Annotated in this window: 19 protein-coding genes; 11 read left to right on the top strand and 8 right to left on the bottom strand. The window is 71.9% G+C overall.

What is annotated here, in order from left to right; genetic code table 11:
• Positions 1 to 207 precede the first annotated feature (207 nt).
• From ACZ4A5_RS06555 to ACZ4A5_RS06545, 3 genes are all read left to right on the top strand, one after another.
• Positions 208 to 1,434 (top strand): LolA family protein, encoded by a 1,227-nt coding sequence (locus ACZ4A5_RS06555; protein WP_467578987.1) that lies wholly within the window; start codon positions 208 to 210, stop codon positions 1,432 to 1,434.
• A 92-nt stretch (positions 1,435 to 1,526) separates the two neighbouring features.
• Complete coding sequence (locus tag ACZ4A5_RS06550) at positions 1,527 to 2,492, top strand: ABC transporter ATP-binding protein (protein ID WP_467578985.1); 966 nt, start codon at positions 1,527 to 1,529, stop codon at positions 2,490 to 2,492.
• Positions 2,479 to 3,366 carry an ABC transporter permease gene (locus ACZ4A5_RS06545; protein WP_467578983.1) on the top strand — a complete coding sequence of 296 codons (888 nt, stop codon included), beginning with the start codon at positions 2,479 to 2,481 and terminating at the stop codon, positions 3,364 to 3,366. Before ACZ4A5_RS06550 ends, ACZ4A5_RS06545 begins: the two co-directional genes overlap by 14 nt.
• 275 nt (positions 3,367 to 3,641) lie before the next feature.
• Here ACZ4A5_RS06545 and ACZ4A5_RS06540 read toward each other — a convergent pair whose 3' ends face one another.
• The 8 genes from ACZ4A5_RS06540 to ACZ4A5_RS06505 form a co-directional block, all read right to left on the bottom strand.
• Entirely contained in the window at positions 3,642 to 4,640 is a 999-nt protein-coding gene (locus ACZ4A5_RS06540) for a M28 family metallopeptidase (RefSeq protein ID WP_467578981.1), read from the bottom strand.
• A gap of 110 nt (positions 4,641 to 4,750) precedes the next feature.
• Positions 4,751 to 5,749, bottom strand: a complete 999-nt coding sequence (gene rarD, locus ACZ4A5_RS06535; protein ID WP_467578979.1) for an EamA family transporter RarD — start codon at positions 5,747 to 5,749, stop codon at positions 4,751 to 4,753.
• Between the two features lie 179 nt (positions 5,750 to 5,928).
• Entirely contained in the window at positions 5,929 to 7,890 is a 1,962-nt protein-coding gene (locus ACZ4A5_RS06530) for an APC family permease (RefSeq protein ID WP_467578977.1), read from the bottom strand.
• 89 nt (positions 7,891 to 7,979) lie between these two features.
• Positions 7,980 to 9,029 carry a 2-oxoacid:ferredoxin oxidoreductase subunit beta gene (locus tag ACZ4A5_RS06525; RefSeq protein ID WP_467578975.1) on the bottom strand — a complete coding sequence of 350 codons (1,050 nt, stop codon included), beginning with the start codon at positions 9,027 to 9,029 and terminating at the stop codon, positions 7,980 to 7,982.
• A complete protein-coding gene (locus ACZ4A5_RS06520) occupies positions 9,022 to 11,007 on the bottom strand; it encodes a 2-oxoacid:acceptor oxidoreductase subunit alpha (protein WP_467578973.1) in 1,986 nt (661 codons plus the stop codon). Before ACZ4A5_RS06520 ends, ACZ4A5_RS06525 begins: the two co-directional genes overlap by 8 nt.
• Positions 11,008 to 11,279: 272 nt before the next feature.
• Complete coding sequence (locus ACZ4A5_RS06515; RefSeq protein ID WP_398869181.1) at positions 11,280 to 11,939, bottom strand: response regulator; 660 nt, start codon at positions 11,937 to 11,939, stop codon at positions 11,280 to 11,282.
• Positions 11,940 to 12,209: 270 nt separating this feature from the next.
• Positions 12,210 to 13,526 (bottom strand): sensor histidine kinase, encoded by a 1,317-nt coding sequence (locus ACZ4A5_RS06510; RefSeq protein ID WP_467578971.1) that lies wholly within the window; start codon positions 13,524 to 13,526, stop codon positions 12,210 to 12,212.
• A 240-nt stretch (positions 13,527 to 13,766) separates the two neighbouring features.
• Entirely contained in the window at positions 13,767 to 15,020 is a 1,254-nt protein-coding gene (locus ACZ4A5_RS06505; RefSeq protein WP_467578969.1) for a sensor histidine kinase, read from the bottom strand.
• A 172-nt stretch (positions 15,021 to 15,192) separates the two neighbouring features.
• Here ACZ4A5_RS06505 and ACZ4A5_RS06500 point away from each other — a divergent pair, with 172 nt between their 5' ends.
• Genes ACZ4A5_RS06500 through ACZ4A5_RS06465 form a run of 8 tightly spaced genes read left to right on the top strand, consistent with a single transcriptional unit; the run spans position 15,193 to position 22,651 of the window.
• On the top strand, positions 15,193 to 15,618 hold the full coding sequence (locus tag ACZ4A5_RS06500; RefSeq protein ID WP_366003503.1) for an NADH-quinone oxidoreductase subunit A: 426 nt from the start codon (positions 15,193 to 15,195) through the stop codon (positions 15,616 to 15,618).
• On the top strand, positions 15,609 to 16,343 hold the full coding sequence (locus ACZ4A5_RS06495) for an NADH-quinone oxidoreductase subunit B (protein ID WP_467578967.1): 735 nt from the start codon (positions 15,609 to 15,611) through the stop codon (positions 16,341 to 16,343). Before ACZ4A5_RS06500 ends, ACZ4A5_RS06495 begins: the two co-directional genes overlap by 10 nt.
• Positions 16,340 to 18,121, top strand: coding sequence for an NADH-quinone oxidoreductase subunit C (locus tag ACZ4A5_RS06490; protein WP_467578965.1), 1,782 nt, complete (start codon positions 16,340 to 16,342; stop codon positions 18,119 to 18,121). The genes ACZ4A5_RS06495 and ACZ4A5_RS06490 overlap by 4 nt, the downstream gene beginning before the upstream one ends.
• Positions 18,114 to 19,079, top strand: a complete 966-nt coding sequence (locus ACZ4A5_RS06485; protein ID WP_398868960.1) for a complex I subunit 1/NuoH family protein — start codon at positions 18,114 to 18,116, stop codon at positions 19,077 to 19,079. Before ACZ4A5_RS06490 ends, ACZ4A5_RS06485 begins: the two co-directional genes overlap by 8 nt.
• Before the next feature lie 53 nt (positions 19,080 to 19,132).
• Positions 19,133 to 19,636: a 4Fe-4S binding protein gene (locus ACZ4A5_RS06480; protein WP_467579135.1), complete on the top strand. Its 504-nt coding sequence runs from the start codon at positions 19,133 to 19,135 to the stop codon at positions 19,634 to 19,636.
• Entirely contained in the window at positions 19,633 to 20,298 is a 666-nt protein-coding gene (locus ACZ4A5_RS06475) for an NADH-quinone oxidoreductase subunit J family protein (protein WP_467578963.1), read from the top strand. The genes ACZ4A5_RS06480 and ACZ4A5_RS06475 overlap by 4 nt, the downstream gene beginning before the upstream one ends.
• The gene (gene nuoK, locus ACZ4A5_RS06470; protein WP_398868962.1) at positions 20,298 to 20,663 is read left to right on the top strand and encodes an NADH-quinone oxidoreductase subunit NuoK; all 366 of its coding nucleotides are present in this window, start codon (positions 20,298 to 20,300) and stop codon (positions 20,661 to 20,663) included. Before ACZ4A5_RS06475 ends, nuoK begins: the two co-directional genes overlap by 1 nt.
• A complete protein-coding gene (locus ACZ4A5_RS06465) occupies positions 20,660 to 22,651 on the top strand; it encodes an NADH-quinone oxidoreductase subunit 5 family protein (RefSeq protein WP_467578961.1) in 1,992 nt (663 codons plus the stop codon). The genes nuoK and ACZ4A5_RS06465 overlap by 4 nt, the downstream gene beginning before the upstream one ends.
• Positions 22,652 to 22,655 lie beyond the last annotated feature (4 nt).

The raw sequence follows: 22,655 nt of genomic DNA, 5'->3' as shown, positions 1-22,655 counted from the left end.
AGGCGGCAACAGACCCGCACAACGAACCCCGCACAACAAGCCCCGCACAACGCCAACACCACGTCATACCCAAGAGGTACACACAGCTGCTCCCGACGGCTGATGCCGGAGCGCAGCGCATTTGGTGGAATTGACACTGCTCCACCAACCAGCGGCAGGGCCACAATGAGAGCGGCCCGGGGGCGCCGACGACGGAGGTAATGGCTGATGGCACGGAATGAACCGACCCAGGGTGGCTCCGAGAGCCCGGAAGGCCAGCGCTCGCCGGGGCGCCGTAAAGCGGTCCGCTATGCCGTTCCGGTCGCGGTGGCGGGTCTCGCGGCGGCCACGATCGGGCTCGTCCCGGCGCTGGCCAAGAGCGGTGACCCGGATCTGCCGAAGATCAGCGCGGAGGACCTGATAGCCAAGGTCGCCACGTCGGACGTGCAGCAGCTGTCCGGCTCGGTGAAGGTGACCACCGACCTGGGTCTGCCGTCGCTGCCGGGCGGCGGCTCACTCGGCTCGCTGGGCGCGGGCGCGGGCCACGGCGGGAAGTCGGGCGGCGCGGACCCGCAGGCCAAGCTCGCCGAGCTCGCCTCGGGCTCGCACACGCTGCGGGTCGCCGTCGACGGCCCGGACAAGCAGCGCGTGTCGATCGTCGAGTCCGCCGCGGAGTACAGCGTGATCCGCAACGGCGACCAGGTCTGGGCGTACGACAGCGGCAGCAACACCGTCCACCACACGACCGCCCCGCATGGCAAGGCGAAGGCCGGACAGCACGCGGGCCCCGAGAAGCTGAAGGGCGCGTCGCCGCAGGAGCTGGCGAAGAAGGCGCTCGCCGCCGTGGACGACTCGACCGCCGTCTCGGTCGACGGCACGGCCAAGGTGGCCGGGCGGGACGCCTATCAGCTGGTCGTGAAGCCGAAGGCCCAGGAGTCGACGGTCGGCGCGGTCCGGATCGCGGTGGACGCCAAGACCGGGATGCCGCTGAAGTTCACGCTCTCCCCGAAGAGCGGTGGCAAGGCGGCGATCGACGCGGCCTTCACCAAGGTGGACTTCGCCAAGCCGGGTGCGAGCACCTTCGACTTCACCCCGCCGAAGGGCGCCAAGGTCACCGAGGACAAGGCCGACGGCGCGAAGCGGCAGCGGGACCACAAGGGCGCCCCGGCCGAGCTGTCGGGCCTCGATGTGGTGGGCAAGAGCTGGACGTCCATCGCGCAGTTCAAGATGCCGGCAGACGTGGCTAACGGTGCCAAGGGGGCCAAGGGGGGCAGCCTCGGGAAGAACGCCGGCGGCGCCGGTGCCCTCCTGGACACCCTCGGCACCAAGGTCTCGGGCCCCTTCGGCTCGGGCCACATCTTCAGCACCCGCCTCGTCAACGTCCTGATGACGGACGACGGCCACGTCTACGCGGGCGCGGTGACGAAGGAAGCGCTCATCAAGGCCGCGAGGTAAGCACGGCCCGCGGCCGGTCCGGAAGGGGCCGGCCGCGGGTGCTCCGCACCGGTGCGACGAGGGGAGAACGGGTGCCAGGATCGTCCGAGCGCGTGTCTTCGGACGCCGCAGTCCACACCCGTTCCCTGACCAAGCGCTACCGCGGCGGCCAGCTCGCCGTGGACGGGCTCGACCTCACCGTGCCGCGCGGGAGCGTCTTCGGCTTCCTCGGGCCCAACGGCTCGGGGAAGACCACCACCATCCGCATGCTCATGGGCCTCATCGAGCCGACCTCCGGCGCGGCCGAGGTGCTGGGCGAGCCGATGCCGCGCGCCGCCCGCCGCGTGCTGCCCCGGGTGGGCGCGCTGATCGAGGGTCCCGCGCTCTACGGCTTCCTGTCCGGGCGCGACAACCTCGTGCGCTTCGACGCCGCCGACCCGACGGCCGACCCCCGTACCCGTGCCGCCCGGGTGGACGCGGCGCTCGACCGGGTGGGGCTCGTCGCCGCGGCAGGCAAGAAGGCACGCGCGTACTCCCTGGGCATGAAGCAGCGCCTCGGGCTGGCCGCGGCCCTGCTCCAGCCGCGCGAACTGCTCGTCCTGGACGAGCCGACCAACGGCCTGGACCCGCAGGGCATGCGGGAGATCCGCGCGCTCGTCAGGGAGCTCGCGGCCGAGGGCACCACGATCTTCCTCTCCTCGCACCTCCTGGACGAGATCGAGCAGGTCTGCACGCACGCCGCCGTCATGGCCCAGGGGCGGCTGCTCACCCAGGGCACGGTCGCGGACCTCGCCTCCCGGGCGCGCGGCCGGCTGACCGTCACCACCCCCGACACCGCGGACGCCGTGCGCGTCCTCAAGGAGTACGGCGTGACCGACCTCGTCGTCGTGGACGACCGCGTCACCGGCGAACTCCCCACCGGGGAACCGCCCGAGGCCAACCCGCCGCCCGACCTCGCGGAGCTCAACGCCGCGCTCGTCCACGCGCGGGTGCGGGTACGCGCCTTCGGCACCGAACGCGCCTCGCTGGAGGACGCGTTCGTGGCGCTCACCGGGGAGGGCTTCGATGTCGCGGGCTGACACCCTGACGGCGGCCGGGCCCCGGGCGGTGAGCCCGCTGTGGCAGCTGTCCCTCTTCCGCAGCGAGGTGGGGACGGTGTTCCGGCGGTGGCGGACGATCGCCCTGCTGGGCGTGCTCGCGGCCGTGCCGGTGCTCGTCGGCATCGCCGTGAAGATCGAGACCCGGGGCGGCGGCACGATCGGCCGCGAGGGCGGCGGTGGCGGCCCGGCGTTCATCAACCAGGTCACCAACAACGGCCTCTTCCTCGTCTTCACCTCGCTCGCCGCGACCCTGCCGTTCTTCCTGCCGATGGCGATAGGCGTGATCGCGGGCGACTCCATAGCCGGCGAGGCGAACGCGGGCACCCTGCGCTATCTCCTCGTCGCCCCCGCCGGACGCACCCGGCTGCTGTGCGCCAAGTACGCGTCGACGCTGGTCTTCTGCCTCGCGGCCACCCTCGTCGTCACCGCCTCCGCGCTGGCGGTGGGGGCGCTGCTGTTCCCCCTGGGCGAGGTCACGCTCATCAGCGGGACGACCGTGTCCTTCGGGGAAGGGCTGCTGCGCGCGCTGGCCGTCGCGGGGGTCGTCGCGCTGTCGCTGATCGGTGTCGCGGCGGTCGGGCTGTTCGTCTCGACCCTCACCAACAGCGGGATCGCGGCCATGGCCACGACGGTGGGGCTGCTGATCACGGTGCAGATCCTCGACCAGTTCCCGCAGCTGCATGCGGTGCAGCCGTATCTCTTCCCGCATTACTGGCTGAGCTTCGCGGATCTGCTGCGGGAGCCGGTGTATTGGGACCAGCTCTGGGAAAATCTGCGGCTTCAGGGGCTGTACGCGGTGGTGTTCGGGTCGGCGGCTTGGGCGCGGTTCACGGGGCGGGATGTGACGGTGTGAGGCCGGGGGCGCGGGCTTTTCCCCTACCCGCCCCTTCCCGGCTGCGTCTGATGTGCGGCTCCGCCGCGTGGGGGGCTGCGCCCCAGACCCCGCAACGCGCTTCGCGCGTTGTCCTCAAACGCCGGACGGGCTGGTTATCCAGCCCGTTGGGGGCACCTCCCAGCGGTAGCTGGGGGAGTTTGAGGACGCGGTCGTAGGCCGCTGGGGTCCGGGGTCTCCCCGGTTTCGGGAAGGGGCGGGACTGGGGGAAAGACCGGCCCCGCCCCCCGGCCGAACTACGAGCCGCTCAACGCCCAGACCGCCCCGGCGATCGCATCCGTATTCGTCCCGAGCGCCTTGTCGTCGAGATTCGCGTACGTGTCGCACGACCGGTGGTAGCAAGCGTCGAACGCCTTGCCCGCCGTGCCACCCCACTTCCGCGCCTGGTCGTCGGTCTTGATGTAATCCGCTCCGCTGAAGAGCCCGCCGACGGGTATGCCGACGTTCTGGAAGGGCGCGTGGTCGGAGCGGCCGTCGCCCTCGTGGTCGACCTCGGTGGCGATGTTCTTCGCGGCGAACCAGTTCTCGAAGAGGCTCTGGAGGCCGGAGTCGTAGCCGTAGACGTAGTAGCCGGGGTTGGGCGAGCCGATCATGTCGAAGTTCAGATAGGCGTCGATCTTCGACCGGTCGGCGGAGGACAGCTTGTCGACGTAGTTCTGCGAGCCGACCATGCCGAGTTCCTCGGCGCCCCACCAGCCGAACCGCAGGTGCTTGTCGGGCTTGTAGCCCTCGCGGGCGACGGCGAGGGCGACTTCCAGGACACCGGCGGAGCCGGAGCCGTTGTCGTTGATGCCGGGGCCCGCGGAGACGGAGTCCAGGTGCGAGCCGGCGAAGACGACGTGGTCGGCGTCGCCACCGGGCCAGTCGGCGATGAGGTTGTAGCCGGTGGCGCCGTTGGCGCTGAACTGCTGCACGGTGGTGGTGAATCCGGCGGCGTCCAGCTTGCCCTTCACATAGTCGAGCGACGCCTTGTAGCCGCTGCGGCCGTGCGCGCGGTTGCCGTGGTTGGCGTTGGCTATCGACTGGAGCTGGTTGAGGTGGGCCTTGACGTTGGCTACGGGGATGGTGGGCGCGGCGGCCTTCGTCTTGAAGGTGGTGCCGGCGGCGGTCGCGGTGGTGGGGACCGCGTCGGCCGCGCCGGAGGCCGTGCCGAGGAGAGCGGCGGTGAGGGCCGCGCCGGTGGCCAGGAGGGCTACGGCGCGGCGTCTGCGGGTCGGTCCGTGGAGTTCAAGCATGGGGGGCTCCCGACTCATGTGACGTGGCCATGATGTTGGGGGCCCCTGTGAAACGAGTCAAGGGCGGATTTCGGACACCGAACACCGGTTTCCGGATATCGGGCGCCGCTCTACCGGCCCTGAGCTGTGGCTTCAGGTGCTTCTGTGCTCTGTGTGGCGTCTGTGATTTCTGTGTGAACGTTGGCCGCCGCCTTCTCCCGCGCGGCCCGCAGCGCGACCCGGGCGGTACGGGCCGTACGCAGCGCGTCCCAGGTGAGCAGCGCCAGCGCCAGCCAGATCAGGGCGAAGCCCGCCCACCGCTCCGCGGGCATCGACTCGTGGAAGACCAGCAGGCCCAGGGCGAACTGGAAGACCGGCGCGAGGTACTGCACCATCCCCATCACCGACAGCGGCAGTCGTACGGCGGCGATGCCGAAGCAGATGAGCGGCAGGGCGGTGATCGCGCCGGTGCCCATCAGCAGCAGGGCGTGTCCGGTGCCCTCGCTCGCGTACGTGCTGCTGCCGCTGCCGCCGAGGAACAGCAGGAAGCCGAGGGCGGGCAGGAACTGCACCGCCGTCTCGGCCGCCATCGACTCCAGGCCGCCCAGCCCGACCTTCTTCTTGACCAGGCCGTAGGTGCTGAAGGAGATGGCCAGCGTCAGCGCGATCCACGGCGGCTTGCCGTACGCGACGGCCATCACCACGACCGCGGCCGCGCCGACCCCGACCGCCACCCACTGCGACACCCGCAGCCGCTCGCGCAGCACGAGAACCCCGAAGCCGATGCTGACCAGGGGGTTGATGAAGTAGCCCATCGACGTCTCGACGACGTGCCCGGAGTTGACGCCCCAGATGTAGACGCCCCAGTTCACGGATATCAGGCCCGCGCCGAGCGCGATCATCCCGAGCCGCTTCGGCTGCCGGAGCAGCGGCCGTATCCAGTCCCAGCGCTTGGTCACGGTGAGCACGACGAGCACGGTCGCGAGCGACCACACCATGCGGTGCGCGAGGATCTCACCGGCTCCGGCCGGTTCCAACAGGGGCCAGTAGAGGGGGAAGAGCCCCCAGATCGTATAGGCGGCGACGCTGCACAGCAGGCCGGTGCGGGTCTCGTTCTCGGCGGTCTTCACGGGCGGCTCCTGGGTGTTGCGGCGACGCTTGTGAAGGTAGCGGGTGGGTGGGGCGGTGTCATGCGTGTATCGAATGACGGTCATGACGGTTGCCGGCGGCGGGCTGGACGCGGACCCTGAACCCGAGCCCGGCCGGCGATCGAGGCCACCTGAACCGCGACCGCACACACCGCACATACCTACCGGCGAGAGCGGACCGCCCCACTCACGTCGAACGGCAACACCGTCACCGCCACATTGGAAAGCTGCTCCAGCGTCTTGGCCATCTCGTTCCCCCGGTCCGGGTGGAGCAGGGAGCCGAGTGGCCCGGAGTACGTGCGGATGGGGATCAGGAGGGTCAGAGCCGTCTCGCCGTCCGCCGTCGTGCGGGCGGCCAGGGCGGCGACGGCGTGGCGGAGGCGGCGGTCGGGGCAGTCGACCAGTTCCAGGGGGATCGTCGTGCCGGGGGTGGCGTCCCACTTCCCGGTGAGCCGCCGCGCCCGCTCGGTGTCGATGACGAAGTGCAGGGCCCGCACCTCGTCGGGCCGGAGCTCGTGCGCGTAGCGCAGGGCCTTCACCGTGGCCAGGTCGAGGTCGTCGACGAGGACGAACACCAGGTGGCGCCGCCAGTGCGGCTGGTCCGTGGCCACCGCGGGGATATTGTCCAGTGCCTCGGCCTCCTCGCGGTACTGCCGGTTGATGCGGATCAGCGCCCACACGCCCAGCGGGAAGACCACCACGACGAGCCACGCGCCCTCCGTGAACTTGGTGATCGCGAAGATGACGACGACGAGCGCCGAGGCCACCGCCGCGACGAGGTTCACGCCCACGTTCCAGCGTCGGCGCCGCTCCCCGGGCCGCCGCCAGTAGTGGGCGGTCATCCCGGCCGCGGCCATCGTGAAGCCGGTGAAGACGCCGATGGCGTAGAGCGCGACGAGCTTGTCCACGCTGCCGCCGGTCACGACGAGCAGCGCGAGCGAGACGACGGCCAGCGAGATGATCCCGTTGGAGAAGGCCAGCCGGTGGCCGCGGCGGGTCAGCTGGCGCGGCAGGAAGCGGTCCTCGGCGACGAAGCTGGCGAGGAAGGGGAAGCCGGTGAAGGGCGTGTTGGCGCCGGTGTAGAGGATGAGCGCGGTCGCGAGCTGGACGTAGACCAGCCCCGTCGTGCCGAGCCAGCCGTTCCCGAAGATGAGGTGCGCCTCCTGCGCGATGACGGTCGGATTGCCGTCCCGGTAGGGGACGGCGTGGGTGAAGTGGGCGAGCGTGGAGACGCCGAGCACCATGACGCCGAGGACGCAGCTCATGACGGTGAGGGTGCGCCGGGCGTTGCGGCCCTGCGGCTTGCGGAAGGCCGAGACGCTGTTGGAGATCGCCTCCAGGCCGGTCAGCGAGGAGCCGCCGTTGGCGAACGCGCGCAGCACCATGAACAGCGAGGCGCCGTAGAGCCAGCCGGATCCGGACGTGCCGAGCGGCACCACGCCGGAGGCGTGCAGGTCGGCGTGGGGGAGCCCGCCGGTGAGGGCGCGTACGAGCCCGATGGCCAGCATCAGCGCGACGGCGGCCATGAAGAGGTACGCGGGTGCCGCGAACGCCCGTCCCGCCTCCCGGATCCCGCGCAGATTCCCGTACATCAGCACCCCCACCACGCCCACCGTGATGGGGAGTTTGAGGTGGTCGAGGCCGGTGTAGCCGTCGCCGGTGAGGTGGGCGAGGGAGATCAGCGCGTCGGTGCCGGCGGCCGTCTGCACGGCCACGGTGACGATGTAGTCGACGAGGAGCGCGACGGCGGCGATCTGGGCGACGCGCGGCCCGAAGTTCTCACGGGCGACGACGTACGAGCCGCCGGCGCGGGTGTAGACGGACACCACGTCGCGGTAGGAGAGCGTGAGGAGCAGCAGGACGAACAGGATCGCGCCGGTCACCGGCATCAGCAGGCTGAACGCGGCGGCTCCCACGACGGGTACGAGGATGCGCAGTATCTCCTCGCTGCCGTACGCGGTGGAGGAGATGCAGTCGGAGGCGAGGACGCCCAGGGCGAGCGGGTTGGACAGCGTCTCGTGGGAGAGCTCCTGGGTCACCAGCGGGCGGCCGAGCAGTCGGCACTTGACGCGATAGGCGAGCCGGTCGGGGATGTCGGGTACGACTTCGGGGCGGTCGGCCATAGCCGTATCTTCCGGCTCCGCGCCGGGGCCCGTACGGCCAAACGCCGGACGGGCCGAAAAGTCGGCCGCCCGGCGTTCGTGGTGCCGCGTCAGCCGGCGACGGTCCAGGTGTCGTTGCCGGCGAGGAGGGAGGCGAGGTCGCCCTTGCCCTTCTGGACGATGGCGGCTTCGAGCTGATCGGACATCTGCGTGTCGTAGACGGCCCGGTCGGTGCTGCGGAACACGCCGATGGGGGTGTGGTGCAGGGTGTCGGGGTCGGCGAGGCGGCTCAGCGCGAAGGCGGTGGTGGGGCTGGCGCTGTGGGCGTCGTGGACCAGGATCCGGGCCTCGTTGTCCGGGGTGACCGTGACGACCTTGAGGTCGCCGGTGTCCGGGTCGCGGACGACGCCCTTGCCGTCGTCGCTGCCGAAGCGGATGGGCCGGCCGTGTTCGAGGCGGATGACCGCCTCCTGGGCCTGCTCCTTGTCCTTGAGGGCCTCGAAGGCACCGTCGTTGAAGATGTTGCAGTTCTGGTAGATCTCCACCAGCGCGGTGCCGGGGTGCTCGGCGGCCTGCCGCAGCACCTCGGTGAGGTGCTTGCGGTCGGAGTCGACCGTGCGGGCCACGAAGGACGCCTCGGCCCCGATCGCGAGCGAGACGGGGTTGAAGGGCGCGTCCAGCGACCCCATCGGCGTCGACTTGGTGATCTTGCCGACCTCCGACGTCGGGCTGTACTGGCCCTTGGTCAGGCCGTAGATCCGGTTGTTGAAGAGCAGGATCTTGAGGTTGACGTTGCGCCGGAGGGCGTGGATGAGGTGGTTGCCGCCGATGGAGAGGGCGTCGCCGTCGCCGGTGACGACCCAGACGCTCAGGTCGGGGCGGGAGGAGGCGAGGCCGGTGGCGATGGCGGGGGCGCGGCCGTGGATGGAGTGCATCCCGTAGGTGTTCATGTAGTACGGGAAGCGGGAGGAGCAGCCGATGCCGGAGACGAAGACGATGTTCTCCTTCGCCAGGCCGAGGGAGGGCATGAAGCCCTGGACGGCGGCGAGGATGGCGTAGTCGCCGCAGCCGGGGCACCAGCGCACTTCCTGGTCGGACTTGAAGTCCTTCATGCTCTGCGCGGCCTCGGCCTTGGGGACCAGTTTGAGCGCCTCAGTCATCGATGGCCTCCTTGAGCGCGGTGGCGAGCTGCTCGGCCTTGAACGGCATGCCGTTGACCTGGTTGTAGGAGTGGGCGTCGACCAGGTACTTCGCGCGGATGAGGGTGGCGAGCTGGCCGAGGTTCATCTCGGGGACGATCACCTTGGTGTAGGAGGCCAGGACGTCGCCGAGGTTGTGCGGGAAGGGGTTGAGGTGGCGCAGGTGGGCCTGGGCGATGGGGACGCCCTGGGCGCGCAGGCGGCGTACGGCGGCGGTGATCGGCCCGTACGTCGATCCCCAGCCGAGCACCAGGGTGCCCGCGCCGTCCGGGTCGTCGACCTCGAGGTCGGGGACGGCGATGTTGTCGATCTTGGCCTGGCGGGTGCGGACCATGAGGTCGTGGTTGGCCGGGTCGTAGGAGATGTTGCCCGTGCCGTCCTGCTTCTCGATGCCGCCGATGCGGTGTTCGAGGCCGGGGGTGCCGGGCACGGCCCAGGGACGGGCCAGGGTCTGCGGGTCGCGTTTGTAGGGCCAGAAGACCTCGGTGCCGTCGGCCAGGGTGTGGTTGGGGCCGGTGGCGAACTGCACGCGCAGATCGGGCAGTTCGTCGACATCCGGGATCCGCCAGGGCTCGGAGCCGTTGGCGAGATAGCCGTCGGAGAGCAGGAACACCGGGGTGCGGTAGGTCAGGGCGATGCGGGCGGCGTCCAGGGCGGCGTCGAAGCAGTCGGCCGGGGTACGCGGCGCGACGACCGGCACCGGGGCCTCGCCGTTGCGCCCGTACATCGCCTGGAGCAGGTCGGCCTGCTCGGTCTTGGTGGGCAGACCCGTCGAGGGGCCGCCGCGCTGGATGTCCACGACCAGCAAGGGCAGTTCGAGGCTGACGGCCAGGCCGATCGTCTCGGACTTCAGCGCCACGCCGGGGCCGGAGGTGGTGGTCACCGCGAGCGCCCCGCCGAAGGCGGCACCGAGGGCGGCGCCGATGCCGGCGATCTCGTCCTCCGCCTGGAACGTGCGCACGCCGAAGTTCTTGTGCTTCGACAGCTCGTGGAGGATGTCGGAGGCCGGGGTGATCGGGTACGAGCCGAGGTAGAGCGGCAGGTCGGCCTGCTTCCCGGCGGCGATCAGGCCGTAGGAGAGGGCGAGGTTGCCGGAGATGTTGCGGTAGGTGCCGGTGGGGAAGGCGGCGGTGGCGGGGGCGACCTCGTAGGAGACCGCGAAGTCCTCCGTCGTCTCACCGAAGTTCCAGCCGGCCCGGAAGGCCGCGACGTTCGCCTCGGCGATGTCGGGCTTCTTCGCGAACTTCTTCCGCAGGAAGGATTCCGTGCCCGTGGTGGGCCGGTGGTACATCCACGACAGCAGGCCGAGGGCGAACATGTTCTTGCTGCGCTCGGCCTCCTTCCGCGACAGGCCGAAGTCCTTCAGGGCCTCGATCGTCAGCGTCGTCAGGGGCACGGGGTGGACGCGATAGGCGTCCAGCGACCCGTCCTCCAGCGGCGAGACCGCGTAACCGACCTTCGCCATCGGGCGTTTGGTGAACTCGTCGGTGTTCACGATGATCTCGGCGCCCCGGGGGACGTCGGCGATGTTCGCCTTCAGCGCGGCCGGGTTCATCGCCACCAGCACGTCGGGCGCGTCACCCGGGGTGAGGATGTCGTGGTCGGCGAAGTGCAGCTGGAAGCTGGAGACGCCCGGCAGCGTCCCGGCGGGGGCGCGGATCTCGGCGGGGAAGTTCGGCAGCGTGGAGAGGTCGTTGCCGAACGACGCCGTCTCCGACGTGAACCGGTCACCTGTGAGCTGCATGCCGTCACCCGAGTCCCCCGCGAACCGGATGATCACCCGCTCCAGCTTCCGCACGGACTTGGTGCCCGACTCCTCGTCGGGATGGCGCGGCGGGCTGAGGTGCGAAGGCTCCCGCTCCGTCGGCGGCGGGGCGGCCCCACTCGGCTGCTCGCCTGGTTCGGCCTGCTCGGCCGGGCTGCTGACCTGGCTGGTCACTGCTACGGACCTCCCTCGTGGCGGCGGCTCGCACGCGGTGGTGACGGCCGGCGTTCCCACCGCCATCGTACGGGGGTAAGGGTCGCCTACCTGGGACGGATCACAAGTTGCCCGCGCCGTAGCCTTTCCGTTTTGTCCTGGTAAGCGGTTTTCGAGCCACCTGGACGGCCTTTGCGGAGGAGGTGGCTCCGACTTGGTCTTTTGGCCTAGGGCCCCGCCCCGGCGACCTTCTCACCAGGGCGGCTCTCCCCGACGGGTGTGGTACGGAAGGCTCAGGACCGGAGGTACGTCAGCACCGCCAGCACCCGTCGGTGATCCCCGTCACTCGGCGACAGCCCCAGCTTCAGGAAGATGTTGCTGACGTGCTTCTCGACGGCGCCGTCGCTGACCACCAACTGCCGTGCCACGGCGGAATTCGTCCTTCCCTCGGCCATCAGGCCGAGCACCTCGCGCTCGCGCGGGGTGAGCCCGGCGAGCACGTCCTGCTTGCGGCTGCGCCCGAGCAACTGCGCGACGACCTCGGGGTCCAGGGCGGTGCCGCCCCGGGCGACGCGCACCACCGCGTCGACGAACTCCCGCACCTCCGCCACCCGGTCCTTGAGCAGATAGCCCACACCCCGGCTGCTCCCCGCCAGCAGCTCCGTCGCGTACTGCTCCTCCACGTACTGCGAGAGCACCAGCACACCCAGCTCCGGGTGCTCCCGGCGCAGCCGCACGGCCGCCCGCACGCCCTCGTCGGTGTGCGTCGGCGGCATCCGTACGTCCGCGACCACGACGTCCGGCAGGGCGCCTTCGTCGGCGAGCTCCCTGATGACCTTCAGCAGCGCTTCCGCGTCACCGACGCCCGCGACGACGTCGTGCCCTCGATCGGTCAGCAGGCGGGTCAGCCCTTCCCGAAGCAGCACCGAATCCTCGGCGATGACGACCCGCACTCTGTCCTCCACGATTCCTTTGCCCCCTGTTTGCTGCCGCTGTATGAGCGTCCAGCATCGCAGCAATGGGGACGGCGAGGGGGGTGCGCGCCTGCGGCGGGCTCTTTCCGCGCGTTGTCCTCAAACGCCGGACGGGCTGGTTTCGGCTGATGTGGGTGCGCAATTCAGCCCATCCGGCGTTTGAGGACGCGCCCGCAGGGCGCTCCCGCCGCAGGCGGCAACGGACCCGCAGCTGGGGAAAAAGCCCGCCGCAGGCGAGGGCAACCCACCTCACCCCCGCCAAGGAAGCTCCGCCGTCACCGTCGTGGGCCCGCCCACAGGCGAGTCGACCACCAGCAACCCGTCCACCGACCCCAGCCGCTCGGCCAGGCCGGCCAGTCCGCTGCCGGAGTCCGTCGACGCGCCACCCCTGCCGTCGTCGGAGACCTGAAGCAGCACGCGGTTCTCGGCACGCCACACATCGACCCGCGCCGTCCGCGCACCGCTGTGCTTGCTGATGTTCTGGAGGAGTTCGGAGACCGTGAAGTAGGCGATGCCCTCGATCGCCGGGGCCGGACGGGACGGCAGGTCGACCTCGACGCGTACCGGCACGGTGCAGCGCGCCGCCAGGGCGGAGAGGGCGGGGCCCAGGCCCCGGTCGGTGAGGATCGCCGGGTGGATGCCGCGGGCGAGGTCGCGCAGTTCCTGGAGGGCGAGCTTCACCTCGCCGTGCGCCTCGTCGACCATCTTCGCCGCGGCCTCGGGGTCCTCCTCCAGCTTCTCCTTCGCCAGCCCGAGGTCCATGGCCAGCGCCACGAGGCGGGCCTGGGCGCCGTCGTGCAGGTCGCGTTCGATGCGGCGCAGGTCGGCGGCCGCGGTGTCCACGACCACGCCGCGGTCCTCCTCCAGCTCCCACACCCGCTCGGCCAGCCGGGACGGCCCCAGCAGCCCCAGCACCAGCATCCGGTCGCCGAAGGCGAGACCGCGGATGATCCACGGGGTGATCAGGACGAAGACCAGGCCGATGGCGCAGGTGACCCCGATCTCGAAGGGGTTGTCGAGGTAGAGCGAGGTGCCGTTGTCGTCGCCGAACACCTGCATGCCGGGCTGGCCCCAGTAGGTGGGGTACATCCACGCGTACGCCGGGTAGAGGAACAGCGCCCAGCTGACCGTCCACAGCGTCAGCGACACCGCGAAGGCCGTCACCGCCCACGGCAGGTGGACCGCGCAGTAGAGCAGGCTCCGCCAGGACGTACCGCTCTTGAGCAGCGCCCCCGTCCAGGCGAGCGGACCGCGCTTGCCCTTCGGCGGGCGTACGGGCTCCGGTTCGGCTATCTCGACGCCGAGCAGCGCCCGCGCCCGTACGCGCTCGACGGCGCCCAGCGCGCGGGACCCGAGGAGCGCCGCGGCCAGCACCGGCACCCCGACGAAGGTGACCAGCAGGCCGACCCCCAGGGACACCATCGTGGCCGCGTAGACGAAGGTCAGCACCGACATCGGGAAGCTGAGCAGGAGATAGAGGAACTCCCGCCAGGTGCGCCCCTCCAGGGGCGCGCGCAGCACGGCGGGCACGCGGTGCGGTGCCGCCTGTCCTTTGTCGATGGCCATCTCAGTCGTCCGATCTGCCAGGGCTTCTCTTGCGTCCCAGCCTTCCCGAACGCGGATGGCCGGGCCATGGAGCGGGTCGGTGTCCTGGGGGTGGGGCTGTCCCCACCATGGGGGGGCGGGCGCCCCTGCCCCGGCCGGGGCGGAAGGGGCCAGGGACCACACACAATCAGCCCGGCCGGCGTGTGAGGCCGCCCGCCGCAGGCGCGAACGACCCGCACTCGGAAGCGGTCGGCACCGTGGTCAGCCGCCCGCCGAGCGCAGCGGGCGGTCGCGCCACGGCAGTTCCGCCGTGATCACCGTCGGGCCGCCCGCCGGCGACGCCACGGCGAACAGCCCGTCCACCGACCCCAGCCGCTCGGCCAGGCCCGCCAGTCCGCTGCCGGAGTCCGTCGACGCGCCGCCCCTGCCGTCGTCGCGGACCTGGATGAGCAGGCGGTTCTCCGCCCGCCACAGTTCGACCTCGGCGCTGCGGGCACCGCTGTGCTTGCTGATGTTCTGGAGGAGTTCGGAGACCGTGAAGTAGGCGATGCCCTCGATCGCCGGCGCGGGCCGGGCGGCCAGGTCCACCGAGACGCTGACCGGCACGGTGCAGCGGGCCGCGACCGACGACAGCGCCGCGTCCAGGCCACGGTCCGTCAGGACGGCCGGGTGGATGCCGCGGGCGAGGTCGCGCAGTTCCTGGAGGGCGAGCTTCACCTCGCCGTGCGCCTCGTCGACCATCCGCGCCGCGGCCTCCGGGTCCTCCAGCACCTTCTCCTTCGCCAGACCCAGCCCCATCGCGAGCGCCACGAGGCGGGCCTGGGCGCCGTCGTGCAGGTCGCGTTCGATGCGGCGCAGGTCGGCGGCCGCGGTGTCCACGACGATGCCGCGGTCCGACTCCAGCTCGGCGACCCGCCGTTCCAGCTCGCTGGACGGGGACAGCAGCCCGCGCACCATGGCCCGGTCCACGTTCGCGAGCCCGCGCGCCAGGTACCCGAGAACGGGCCAGGCGACGAGCAGCGTGCAGAGGGTCACGCCGAAAGTGAGAACGCCCCATGGCAGTCGTATGAACGAGTACAGCGTCGCCCGCCAGGCCACCGGGTCCTTCACCGCCGCCCACGTCCAGGCGAGGAAGCCCGCGTTCCGCGGGTGCCGCGACAGCGGGATCGGCTCGTCGATCCGGACGCCCAGCAGCCCCCGCGCCCGCCCCCGCTCCAGCCGGCCGAGCCCCCGCGACCCCAGCAGCCCGACCGCCAGCACCGGCAGCCCGATCACGGTCACCGACAGGCCCGCACCCGCGTACAACCACAGCGACACATAGACGAAGCCCATCATTCCCACCGGCAGATTCAGCAGGAGGTGGGCGACTTCCCGCCATGTCGACGCGTCGAAGGCGAAGCGGACGGGCGGCAGCCGGTCCTGGTCGGGCTCGGTCCCGCCGTGACGGAGGGTCGCGGGGCCGGTGCTCCCGGTGGTGCTTGTGGTGGCGCTGTGTGCGGCACTGCTGGCGGTCATACGCCCAGCCTGCCGGGCCGGACGGGCCGACGCCATGGGGGCCCTGGGGGCGCCCGGGTGGGGATAACCCCACCTCCGGCCGGACAGCGCTGCTCGCCGTGACCTTGTCAGGGCCTAGACTCCCGTGCGTAAAGAATCGTCGAAATGTGCTGGACAGGGAGCGAGGGCGGACGTGCCGGAGGCCACCGTGCGCACCGACAGTGCGGGCGTCCCCGACGTCCAGCTGGCGACGGACTATTTCCACAGCTATTCGGTCGTCGGACTGCTCGCGGTCGTCGGCGTGCTCTTCGTCGCCGTCGCCTTCGCGTCCGGACGGCTGCTGCGGCCCGTGGTGCCGACGCCCGAGAAGCTGCTGACGTACGAGTGCGGCGTCGACCCCGTCGGCGAGGGCTGGGCACACACCCAGATCCGCTACTACGTCTACGCCTTCCTGTACGTGATCTTCGCGGTGGACTCGATCTTCCTGTTCCCCTGGGCGACGGTCTTCGCCGCGCCGGGCTTCGGCGGCGCCACGCTCGTGGAGATGTTCATCTTCCTCGGCTTCCTGGCCGTGGGTCTGTTGTACGCATGGAAGAAGGGCGTCCTCGAATGGACGTGACACCGGTGGACCTGCCCGAGCCCCGACGGCTGGGCGTACTGTCCCGGCTCGCGCCCGAACCCATGAAGGTGGTCCTGAACTGGGGCCGCCGCTACAGCCTGTGGGTCTTCAACTTCGGCCTCGCCTGCTGCGCGATCGAGTTCATCGCCGCGTCCATGGCCCGGCACGACTTCATCCGGCTCGGCGTCATCCCCTTCGCCCCGGGCCCCCGCCAGGCGGACCTCATGATCGTCTCGGGCACGGTGACGGACAAGATGGCCCCCGCGGTCAAGCGGCTGTACGAGCAGATGCCGGAGCCGAAGTACGTCATCTCCTTCGGCGCGTGCTCCAACTGCGGCGGCCCGTACTGGGACTCGTACGCGGTGACCAAGGGCGTCGACCAGATCATCCCGGTCGATGTCTACGTCCCCGGCTGCCCGCCCCGCCCCGAGGCGCTGCTCCAGGGCATCCTCAAGCTCCAGGAGAAGATCGCCCAGGAGTCCCTGCGGGACCGGTACGCGACTGCCCCCGGCGGTTCGCCGGCTTCCGCGGGCGCGGCTTCCGGCCCGTCGGCCGCGGCGCTGAAGAGCGGTCTTGTGACGCCGCCGCCGACGCCGGGCGCGGCGGGGTCCGCCGCCGCGAATGCCACCGGTGAGGGCTCCGGCAGTGGCTCCGCCACGGGGTCCGCCTCGGGTGAGGCCGCCGGTGAGGGCTCCGGCAACGATGCCGGGGAGGCCGGACGATGAGCGAGCCGACGCATCAGGGTGAGGGCGCGCCGGAGCAGGCCCCGGCCGCTGACGGGGCCCCGCAGGACGCGGCTGCCGCCCCCGCCGACGAAGCGGCGCAGCCGCTCGTCGGGTGGCTGCCGCGCGGTGCCGCCGAGCTGTTCGGCGAGGGCGCGAGCGCCGAGGAGGCGTACGGGCTGCTGACCGTCGACGTGCCCGCCGCCGCGTGGCTCACCGCGCTCGAAACCGCCCGCACCACGCTGGGCTGCACGTTCTTCGACTGGCTGAGCGCGGTCGACGAGCCCGGTACGGGCTTCCGTGTCTGCGCCCACCTCGTGGCCCTGCCCGGCCCGGACGGCGGGGTGCGCCGCCTCGTCCTGCGCACCACCGTGCCGCACGACAAGCCCGCGCTGCCGACCGCGACCGGCGTCTACGCCGGTGCGGCGTGGCACGAGCGCGAGACCCACGAGATGTTCGGCGTGGACTTCACCGGGCACCCCCACCTCGTACCGCTGCTGCTCCCCGAAAGCTTCGAGGGGCACCCGCTGCGCAAGGACTTCGTGCTGGCGGCGCGCGTCGCGAAGGCATGGCCGGGCGCGAAGGAGCCGGGCGAGTCCGAGGGCGGCGGGCCGAAGCGCCGTCAGATGCTCCCACCGGGCGTCCCCGACCCCAACGAGTGGGGCCCCCTCAAGGGCCAGCTCCCCCCGGCCCCGGCCCGCCCGGCACGCGGAGCCCGCGCGGCGGCCACGGGCGACCGCCCCGTACGCCGCGCCCGCAGCGTGAGCGAGGGCTCCGCGAGCCAGGCGCCGGCGGAGCCGGCTCCGCCGACGGACCGCCCGGCTCGTCGCAGCCGCAGTGTGAGCGAGGGCTCGGCGAGCCAGCAGGCCGCCGGGGCGGCGGCCGGGTCCGCGCCTGCCGCGCCGGAACGCCCCGCGCGGCGCAGCCGCAGTGCGGCGGACGGTTCGGCGAGCCAGCAGGCCGGGACGGGAGAGGCGCCGTCTACGGGGCCCGCTCCTGCGCGCCGTTCGCGCAGTGCGAGTGAGGGTTCGGTGAGTCAGCAGGCCGACGCGGCGGAGGCGCCGCCGGTGGCGGACGGCCCCGCAGGTGAGCAGCCCACCGCGGCGGCTCCGGCACGCCGTTCGCGCAGCGCGAGTGAGGGATCCGCGAGCCGGCAGTCGGGTGCGGGCGCGCCCGCGCGGCGCAGCCGCAGTGCCACCGATGGCTCCGCGAGCCAGCAGCGGAGCGCCGCCGATGGTTCCGCGAGCCAGGGCGAGCCGCCCCGCGCGCCGAGCACCGCGCCGCGGTCGCCCGATGCGCCGTGGCACCACGCCCGCCCCGCCTTCGAGGACGACAAGACCCCACCCGCCCCGGCGGAAGCCGTGCCCTCTGCGGGAGCGGAGCCGGCACCGTCCGCTTCCCCCGCGCGAGCGGAGTCGGCGGAAGCCGCATCCTCCGAGGGAGCGGGATCGGCATCACCCGTACCTCCCGCGGCAGCGGAGCCGGAGGAAGACGGCGCGCGAGCGGAGTCGGCGGAAGCCGCTCCCTCCGCGGGAGCGGAGCCGGCACCGCCCGCTTCCCCCGCGCGAGCGGAACCCGCACCCCCCGCGGCAGCGGAAGCGGCGGAGCCCGCGCCACCCGAGCCCCCTGCCGCAGCGGAGCCCGTACCCCCCGCCGCAGCGGAGACCCCCGACCAGCCCGTCCGTGAAGACCAGTCGGCAGACGACCGGTCCGCGGACGACCGGAAGACGGACCCCGGCGCCCGGCCCGAGACGACCGAAGGAGGCGACGTCCGTGAGTGACACCCTCGACGTCGTGCTGCGGCTCGTCGCCGTGTTCGCCGTTTTCCTCGTGCTGCCGCTGGCGATCGGGCAGACCGAGCACAAGGTCATGGCCCATATGCAGGGGCGGCTCGGGCCGATGTACGCCGGTGGGTTCCACGGCTGGGCACAGCTCGTCGCGGACGGCGTGAAGTTCGCGCAGAAGGAAGACGTCGTGCCCGCGGGCGCGGACCGGCGGATCTTCCAGCTCGCGCCGGCCGTCGCCCTCCTGCCGTATCTCCTGGTGCTGGTCGCGATCCCGGTCGGGCCGGGCAACGCCGTGGGGCAGTTCATCGACGCGGGCATCTTCTTCGTCCTCGCCGTCATGGGCGTCGGAGTGCTCGGCTCGCTGATGGCCGGCTGGGCGTCGGCGAACAAGTTCTCGCTGCTCGGCGGCCTCCGCACCGCCGCCCAGCTGATGGCGTACGAGCTGCCGATGCTGCTCGCGGCGGCCTCGGTCGCCATGGCGGCGGGCACGGTCTCGCTGCCGGGCATCGTGGACGCCTTCCACTGGTGGTGGGTGCCCTGGCAGATCGTCGGCGGCCTCGTCTTCTTCACGGCCGGGCTCGCCGAGCTGCAACGCCCGCCGTTCGACATGCCGGTGGCGGACTCCGAGATCATCTTCGGCGCCTACACCGAGTACACCGGCCTCCGCTTCGCGCTCTTCCTCCTCTCCGAGTACGCGGGCATCGTCGTCCTCTGCGGTCTGACGACGGTCCTCTTCCTCGGCGGCTGGCACGGCCCGTTCGGCGCCGACGGCCTCGGCTGGCTGTGGACGCTGCTCAAGACGCTCGTCCTCGCCTTCGTGGTCATCTGGCTGCGCGTCACCTATCCCCGACTGCGCGAGGACCAGCTGCAGAAGCTGGCCTGGACGGTCCTCATCCCGCTCGCCCTGGCGCAGATCGCGCTGACCGGCGTCGTCAAGGTGGTGATCCAGTAGTGCCGCTCCCCGGTACCGGCCTCGCCAAGGGCCTCGCCGTCACGCTGCGGACGATGACGAAGCGTTCGGTCACGGCGCAGTACCCGGACGTGACTCCCGAACTGCCGCCCCGCACCCGCGGTGTCATCGGCCTGTTCGAGGAGAACTGCACGGTCTGCATGCTGTGCGCCCGTGAGTGCCCGGACTGGTGCATCTACATCGACTCCCACAAGGAGACCGTGCCCCCGGCCGCCCCCGGCGGCCGCGAGCGCAGCCGGAACGTCCTCGACCGCTTCGCCATCGACTTCTCGCTCTGCATGTACTGCGGCATCTGCATCGAGGTGTGCCCCTTCGACGCGCTCTTCTGGTCCCCGGAGTTCGAGTACGCCGAGACCGACATCCACGACCTCACCCACGAGCGCGACAAGCTGCGCGAGTGGATGTGGACGGTGCCGGAGCCGCCCGCGCTGGACCCGGCGGCCGAGGAGCCGAAGGAGATCGCGGCGGCCCGCAAGACCGCGGAGAAGATGGCCGCCCAGCGGGAGAAGGAGAAAGAGACAGAGGAGGGAGAAGCGTGACCGCCACCGCAGCGCTCGCCGCGCAGGCGCACGGCACCCACACGCTCGCCGCCGCGCAGACGCACGGCTTCCTCTCCACGTCCGGCGTGGAGATCGCCTTCCTCCTGGTCGGCCTGGTCACCTTCGGGGCGGCCCTGGTCACCGTCACCACCAAGCAGCTGGTGCACGCCGCGCTGTGGCTGGTGGTCACCCTCGGCGGGCTCGCGGTCGAGTACCTCCTGCTGACGGCGGAGTTCATCGCCTGGGTGCAGGTGCTGATCTACGTGGGCTCCGTCGTCGTCCTGCTGCTCTTCGGACTGATGCTCACGAAGGCGCCCATCGGCCGCTCCCCGGACGCCGACTCCGCCAACCGCTACCCCGCCCTCGGGGTCGCGGTCGCCGCGGCCGTCGCCCTGGTGTGGGTGGTCGCCGACGCCTTCCGTACGACCTGGATCGACCTCGACGGCGCCGCCCCGCAGGGCACCACCAAGGTCTCCGGAGAGATCCTCTTCCGGCACTGGGTGCTGCCCTTCGAGGCCCTGTCCGTGCTGCTGCTCGCGGCACTCGTCGGCGCGGTCGTCCTCTCGCGGCGCAAGGCCGACGCCGGCTCCGGTACAGACGCCGGCTCCGGGACAGCTGACGGCTCCGGCACAGCTGACGGCGCGACAGGGGGGAAGCGCTGATGCACCTCGTCTATCCCGCTGTCCTCGCCGCCCTGCTCTTCTGCACCGGCCTCTACGGCGTGCTCGCCCGGCGCAACGCCATCCTCGTCCTGATGTCCGTCGAGCTGATGCTCAACGCCGTCAACCTCAACCTCGTCGCCTTCGACGTGTGGCTGCGCGACACGCTCCACGCGGGCCAGGCGCTCACCCTCTTCATCATCGCGATCGCCGCCGCCGAGATCGGCATCGGCCTGGCGATCGTGCTGCTCGTGTACCGCAACCGCGGCACCGCCGACATCGACCGGCTCCGCGACCTCGGTGAGGACGCCCCCGGATCCGACGCCGGACCCGGTGACCGCGAGGAGAAGGCGGAGGCCGCCGCGTGACGACCACGACCACCGCCGTACTCGTCCCCCTGCTGCCCTTCCTCGGCGCCGTCGCGGGGCTCCTGCTCGGCCGCCGCGCGCCCGGCTTCGTACGGCCCCTCGCCGTGCTGCCGACCCTCGCCGCGGCCGTGCTCGCCGTCGTCGTCGCCTGTCGGCAGGGCGGGGGAGCGCCCCTCGACGCCGCCACCCGGCTCACCCCCACCGGGTCCGTGCCCATCGACCTCGCGCTGCACCTCGACGGCTTCGCCGTCCTCGTGGCCGTGCTCGTCGGCGTCGTCGCGACCTGCGTCCAGCTCTACTCCACGGCCTATCTGCGCGACGACCCGCGCTACCCCTCCTACGCGGCCCTCGTCTCCCTCTTCACCTCCGCCATGCTGCTCGTCGTCTACTCCGGCGACCTCATGGTGCTGCTGGTCGGCTGGGAGATCATGGGCATCTGCTCGTACTTCCTGGTCGGCCACTACTGGGAGACCGAGGCCGCGCGCAGCGCCTCGCTCAAGGCGTTCCTGGTCACCAAGCTCGGTGACGTGCCCTTCCTGATCGGCATCCTCGCGCTGGCCGCCGACGCCGGAACGTTCCGGATCAACGGCATCCTCAGCGCCGTCGCCTCCGGCTCCGTCGGGCACCCGACGCTCATCGCGCTGCTGCTGCTCGCGGGCGTCGCGGGCAAGTCCGCCCAGTTCCCGCTGCACACCTGGCTGCCCGACGCGATGGCGGGCCCCACGCCCGTCTCCGCGCTGATCCACGCCGCGACGATGGTCGCCGCCGGTGTCTATTTCATCGCCCGGCTCCTCCCCGTCTTCACCGCCTCCTCGGCGGCGCTGGTGGTGCTCGCCGTGATGGCGGCGGTCACCATGGTCGGCTCGGCGCTCGCCGCGCTCGCCCAGGACGACATCAAGCGCGTGCTCGCCTACTCGACCGTCGGCCAGCTCGGCTACATGACCGGCGCCCTCGCCGTCGGCGACCGCGACGCGGCCGTCTTCCACCTCATCTCCCACGGCGCGTTCAAGGCCCTCCTCTTCCTCGGGGCAGGCGTGATCATCCACGCCGCCGGCACCAACTCGCTGGGCGCCATGGCCCGCATGGGCGGCCTCGCCAAGCGCGTCCCCGACGCGTACTGGACGATGACCGTCGCCCTGCTCGCACTGGCCGCGATCCCCCCGTTCAGCGGCTTCTTCTCCAAGGAGGCCGTCCTCGGCGCGGCCGAGCACGCCACCGGCGCCGACGCGCACGGCATCCCGCACGCGGCCGGCTGGACCGTCCTCGCCGCCGGGCTGCTCACCGCCCTCCTCACCGCCGCCTACGCCACCCGGCTGTGGCTGCTCGCCTTCCACGGCAAGGGACCGCAGGCGCCCGACCACGGCAGGCAGCCCGCCGTCATGAACGCCGTCCTGTGGGTCCTCTTCATCCCCACCCTCGGGCTCGGCCTGGCGGCCTGGAAGCTCCCTCACTTCTTCGACGGGCGCTCCCTCACCCCGACCCTCACCACCTCCGTCCTCGGCACCGGCTGTGCCCTCGCCGGCCTGCTCGTCACCTACGCGGCCTGGCGGCGCACCGCCCCCCTCGCGACCCGCGCGCCCCTGGGCGCCGTCGCCGCCGACCCGGACGCCGCCCCCTACGTCTCCGAGGAGGAGACCATCGCCACCCACGTGGCGGCCTACGGCCACATCGCGGGCGCCCACGATGTGGCCGACCCCGGCCGCCTCCTCCTCGGCCCCCTGCACCGCCACGCCGTCACCGGCTTCCACCTCGACGCCGTCTACACCAGGCTGTTCGTACGGCCCGTACGCGCCGCCGCCCGGCTCGTCCGCTTCCTCGACCGCGAGGTCGTCGACGCCTACGTCAGCGGCGCCGGAGGCGCCCCCCGCCTGCTCGGCGCGGCCGTCCGCCGCGCCCAGACCGGCAATGTGCAGACCTATCTCAGCGCCCTGCTCGCCGGCTCCGTCGTCCTGGCCGTCGCCGCCGTGCTCGTAGCCACCGGAGCCTGACCGT

It is taken from the genome of Streptomyces sp. NPDC025618, from assembly GCF_055558795.1.
This window is presented reverse-complemented; position numbering and strand designations above follow the sequence as displayed.

What these genes read in the sequence shown, in the direction of transcription:
- ACZ4A5_RS06555 (WP_467578987.1), top strand. Translation starts at nt 208, where the DNA reads ATGGCACGGAATGAACCGACCCAGGGTGGCTCCGAGAGCCCGGAAGGC.
- ACZ4A5_RS06545 (WP_467578983.1), top strand. Translation starts at nt 2,479, where the DNA reads ATGTCGCGGGCTGACACCCTGACGGCGGCCGGGCCCCGGGCGGTGAGC.
- ACZ4A5_RS06540 (WP_467578981.1), bottom strand. Translation starts at nt 4,640, where the DNA reads ATGCTTGAACTCCACGGACCGACCCGCAGACGCCGCGCCGTAGCCCTC.
- ACZ4A5_RS06530 (WP_467578977.1), bottom strand. Translation starts at nt 7,890, where the DNA reads ATGGCCGACCGCCCCGAAGTCGTACCCGACATCCCCGACCGGCTCGCC.
- ACZ4A5_RS06525 (WP_467578975.1), bottom strand. Translation starts at nt 9,029, where the DNA reads ATGACTGAGGCGCTCAAACTGGTCCCCAAGGCCGAGGCCGCGCAGAGC.
- ACZ4A5_RS06510 (WP_467578971.1), bottom strand. Translation starts at nt 13,526, where the DNA reads ATGGCCATCGACAAAGGACAGGCGGCACCGCACCGCGTGCCCGCCGTG.
- ACZ4A5_RS06505 (WP_467578969.1), bottom strand. Translation starts at nt 15,020, where the DNA reads ATGACCGCCAGCAGTGCCGCACACAGCGCCACCACAAGCACCACCGGG.
- ACZ4A5_RS06495 (WP_467578967.1), top strand. Translation starts at nt 15,609, where the DNA reads ATGGACGTGACACCGGTGGACCTGCCCGAGCCCCGACGGCTGGGCGTA.
- ACZ4A5_RS06490 (WP_467578965.1), top strand. Translation starts at nt 16,340, where the DNA reads ATGAGCGAGCCGACGCATCAGGGTGAGGGCGCGCCGGAGCAGGCCCCG.
- ACZ4A5_RS06480 (WP_467579135.1), top strand. Translation starts at nt 19,133, where the DNA reads ATGACGAAGCGTTCGGTCACGGCGCAGTACCCGGACGTGACTCCCGAA.
- nuoK (WP_398868962.1), top strand. Translation starts at nt 20,298, where the DNA reads ATGCACCTCGTCTATCCCGCTGTCCTCGCCGCCCTGCTCTTCTGCACC.